Source organism: Bacillota bacterium (genome assembly GCA_013178415.1).
Lineage (GTDB): Bacteria > Bacillota > SHA-98 > Ch115 > Ch115 > Ch115.
Genome location: JABLXA010000050.1, coordinates 1 through 4000, shown reverse-complemented (window position 1 = coordinate 4000; position 4000 = coordinate 1). Strand labels below are relative to the sequence as shown.

Below are 4000 nucleotides of genomic sequence, written 5' to 3'. Positions count from 1 at the left end.
GCTTTCCTATCAGTGATTCTGACGGAGAGTTCCCTACCCATATACTGCCAGGGGACAGAGTAGAGCGTGCGCCTGACTGCACAACGCGAGTCCGGCCCTACCTTGGCGGTTTGCCATACCGCAATCTCCCAACGTTCAGGCAGAGACTTGAGCATGGGTTTCTCCACCAGGTTGAAGACTTCAAGCGGTTTTTGTCTTGTTGTGCCGTGAATCCGCATACCGGCAATCTCCGTGCACCAGCGGATAGCTTCCCGGTTGATCTCCGTCAGTGAGGAAAATGATCTCCCCCTCCAGAAGCTGTCTCGCACGTAAGGGATGGCTCTCTCGACCCGGGGCTTGTCCTTTGGCTTCCCCTTTCGGCATGGATCTATGAGGACCCCATAATGAGCAGCCATCTCTTCGTATGCCCTGTTTAGCAGGGGCTCATAGATGTCAGGTTTAAGCACCCCGCTTGCGACATTATCCAAGTTATGTGCCCATTCTAGTTATGTGGCCGTGAGGTTGATTCTTGGCTTGGACCAACAAGATAGGATCCAAAGGTGGCCACATAATATTTCCATTCCAGGTTAGAATGGTCTCATAACATCCATCGGAGGCCGGAAACTACCGATCGTTACGCGGAGATCACCACCCGAAGGAGAGAAGCTGCCTTGCGGGTTTGCGAACCCAAGAATGATTCTTCTGGGGGATACCCCCCGAAAACCGATTTGGCGGGAGGACGAAATGCGGTGGTCATGGCTTGATTCTCCATGAAAATTATGTTCCCAAAATTCATTGCTCTCCGCCTTATCTGCTAGGGATACACTATGTATGGCCACATAACCACAAGGGGCACATAACTTGGATTATGTTACGCGGAACATAATCGTATACAAGGCGCCTTGGAACTCCCCCAAAGAATTCGAAGCCCTCGATGTGGCATTCAAGCCAGTGACGCTTATCCATACGATCGACGACCTTGAGGAACATATGCCTGCTAAACGCAAGCACCATTATGAATGCCCATAGCCTGTAGGTGGTTCCGGTAACCGGATGACACCATCTGCCCAGATATCCGTAGTCAATTTGAACTTCCTCACCAGGAGGGACCTCCGGTCTATAGACTACCACCTGGTCAGGCCTGAGGCTGGCGTCTGGCATTGTAGCTCGAACATATCGACGAAAGGTGCTGATACTTACGTCAAGACCCGTTGCCTCACACAGCCGCTGCCACACTGTGCTCATGCGGTTGGTCTTGAGGCCTTCGGCGATGTAATCTCGGTACTGGTCAAGCTCGCCGAAGCGGCTTGAACGTACTGTCTGGTCCACGGTCTCGGGGAACTGCCGCTTTATGAACTCCTTCCACTCATCAGGGGTGTTCTGTCCGTCTTTGCTGAATCCAGCCTTGATAGCGGCCCGAATATACTTGCGTATAGTCTTCCTGTCCACGGCCAGGCTCTGTGCGATTGCACGAAGACTCCTTCCAGCCTGCCAATGTAGATAGATCTCCATGATGTCGCGCATAGCAAAACTCCTTCTTCCCATTCTGGCACCTCCTGTCCTGGTACCAGAATGCCAAATCTGGGAACTGCGCGCCACCGGGGTGGGGGAATTTCGTGATTGAGGGGTGGGGGAATTTCATGATCGGGGGGTGGGGGAATTTCGTGACGTTTTTTATCTCTTATGTGGGGGAATTACGTGATCGTCGACATGCCGGGTCACAGGTGAGATTCCACAGGTCACGATATCGCTCCTGTGGGTGATCCGTGGCCCACTGACTGAGTCGTGTCTGCATTTCCTGGATATTTGGCAAGGTGATTCCCCCTGTCATGATCCAGTAATCTTATCAACACGAATCCCAACTGGCGGCCCTTCGCCATGTGGACGGCTTTCCCGCCCTCAGACTACTATGGCCCCTCCGCCCCAATCGCGCCACTTCAGACGCAGGTTGTCCCAGCCATTTGCATGGCCGACGCGACCGGTTCCCTGGTTCACTGCTGCCACGATGATGGATGAGGATGTCGGCCTATCACCCTTCCGATCTCTTTGACCGGCCGGCATAGAAGGGAGTAGTTGAATGGACATATTCCCTTGGCATCGAGCTTCAACGACACCGAGAAGTCACAGTAATAAGGATGCTTCTCACTATACGAGACGCGTCAGTACACCTGCGTCCCCGATTCGCTTATCGCTGGGTGGGTCACTGACCGATTCCTGTTCGTCATCCTTTCCATCCTAATGCCAAGCGCCCCGTCTTGCCTTGTGTACTTCAGCTCAGGGCTACCTATCCACCCGGGCTCCACACGGTAGACTACCTCTGGTCTACTGCATGCCGGGTTGGGCATCTCTGCGCCATTCCGCAGAAAACGGTAATTCCATATTGGCAGTCAGCGCTTTCCAGGCGCACTATTACATGCGAAATATGGGATCCGAAACAGTCTCCCGAATATTTAATGATATTCCTGATTTAGGGTTTCTGATAACAAAACCAATAGTTATTATAGGGAGAAATCTTTTCATATTTCTATGGGCGTTTGTCTTGTTGCTGAAACTTGACTATGTACTTTTGATAGCGTGTCTTCCTTTGGGGTTGATCATGCTTTTTGTTAGTCAGTGGGTGTCCAAAAGAAACAATAGAGCCTGGGAAAAACAGAAGGAATTTAACTCTACGGCTGTTCATTCTGTTTTCGAAGCCCTAATTGCTTGGAGAGAAATCTCTGTTTTCAACCTATGGAACATACAAAGAAGGGCGTTTGATGATGCAAACAAAGGGCTTGCTGAGTCTCAAAAAAGAACTACTCGCCTAATAGGAAGTTTGGATAATCTGACTCAAGCCTTGTGGCCAGTTGCAACCGTTGTTTGTCTCGGACTTGGCGGTTATAGGGTCAGTACCGGAAATCTAAGTCCCGGAGGACTAGTTGCCTTCATGTGGTATATACAGTGGGTTATTCATCCCATTAGCCAGCTTGCAAATTACACTGCTCAAGTTCAGCAAAGCTATGTTTCTGCGAGAAGAATAAACGCAGTTCTTAATTGGTTTCCTCCTATGAATAGGACCCAAACGAGTAAGCCGTTTGAAAAAAGTATCCAGCTGCAGGGTGTGTCTTTTCACTATAGTACGAATCGTGAAATTCTACGCGATGTAGATCTATCAATAAAAAGAGGCGAAAGAATCGCTTTGGTTGGTGCAACGGGAAGTGGTAAGTCAACGTTGCTCAAGATTATTCTTGGACTGATCGAACCTCAGAAAGGCTCGATGTTTCTGGATGGTGCCTTAATTGATAATTCCTCTTTATTAGGAGCAGAATGGATAGCGGCAGTGTTTCAAGACTCTTACTTATTCAATTCCTCTATTAAAGAGAATGTACTGTTGGGGAATTCTGGAGATTCACAAGTTCACCTTCTCAACATCTTAGAAGATGCTCAAGTTACGGAGTTCTTACCCAGTTTACCTAACGGGATAGAGACAGTCATTGGAGAGAGAGCATACAACTTGTCAACTGGTCAAAAACAACGAGTTGCGATAGCGAGAGCATTAGCAAAAAGACCCAGCTTACTAGTTCTAGATGAAGCAACATCTGCTCTAGATAGTGCAACGGAAAAGAAGATATATGAGGCAATCTTTACTAAATATCCGCAAATGACTTGTATTATCGTGTCTCATCGGTTGTCAAGTATTATGGGAGTTGATAAAATCTTTGTTCTTAAGGATGGCGAGTTGATTTCTGTTGGCAAACATGACACACTACTCCAAACTTTGTTATATCTCACTTTCTTTTATCTATTTTTTTGTGTATTCTGGTCATTTTCTTTGAATATGGGGCATCCGATTTGCGCAGAATATCTGGAGTCTGGCGGTTTCAATCTGTGATATTCAATCAGTCAAATTTTAACGGGGAGACAGCCAAGTTGCCATCTCCCCGCAAGGTGCGTGAACCCCATAGCCAGGATCCACGAGTTTAATATATCCGTCGCTGGATATTATGAACAGGGCAAGGACAATTTATTCCCCGATCTTTAT

Annotated in this window: 4 protein-coding genes; 1 reads left to right on the top strand and 3 read right to left on the bottom strand. The window is 48.3% G+C overall.

All coding sequences use genetic code 11. From position 1 onward, the window contains the following. From HPY52_17010 to HPY52_17000, 3 genes are all read right to left on the bottom strand, one after another. Nucleotides 1–467: IS21 family transposase (locus HPY52_17010; GenBank protein NPV81934.1), on the bottom strand; the 467-nt coding region annotated here is incomplete at its 3' end. Between the two features lie 337 nt (nucleotides 468–804). Next, nucleotides 805–1524 (bottom strand): transposase, encoded by a 720-nt coding sequence (locus HPY52_17005; protein NPV81933.1) that lies wholly within the window; start codon nucleotides 1522–1524, stop codon nucleotides 805–807. Between the two features lie 354 nt (nucleotides 1525–1878). Then, nucleotides 1879–2040, bottom strand: coding sequence for a hypothetical protein (locus HPY52_17000; protein NPV81932.1), 162 nt, complete (start codon nucleotides 2038–2040; stop codon nucleotides 1879–1881). A 352-nt stretch (nucleotides 2041–2392) separates the two neighbouring features. Between HPY52_17000 and HPY52_16995 the strand changes: the two genes are divergently transcribed. After that, on the top strand, nucleotides 2393–3850 hold the full coding sequence (locus tag HPY52_16995) for an ABC transporter ATP-binding protein (GenBank protein ID NPV81931.1): 1458 nt from the start codon (nucleotides 2393–2395) through the stop codon (nucleotides 3848–3850). Nucleotides 3851–4000: the final 150 nt, after the last annotated feature.

What these genes read in the sequence shown, in the direction of transcription:
- HPY52_17000 (NPV81932.1), bottom strand. Translation starts at nt 2,040, where the DNA reads ATGCCGGCCGGTCAAAGAGATCGGAAGGGTGATAGGCCGACATCCTCA.
- HPY52_17005 (NPV81933.1), bottom strand. Translation starts at nt 1,524, where the DNA reads ATGGGAAGAAGGAGTTTTGCTATGCGCGACATCATGGAGATCTATCTA.
- HPY52_16995 (NPV81931.1), top strand. Translation starts at nt 2,393, where the DNA reads ATGCGAAATATGGGATCCGAAACAGTCTCCCGAATATTTAATGATATT.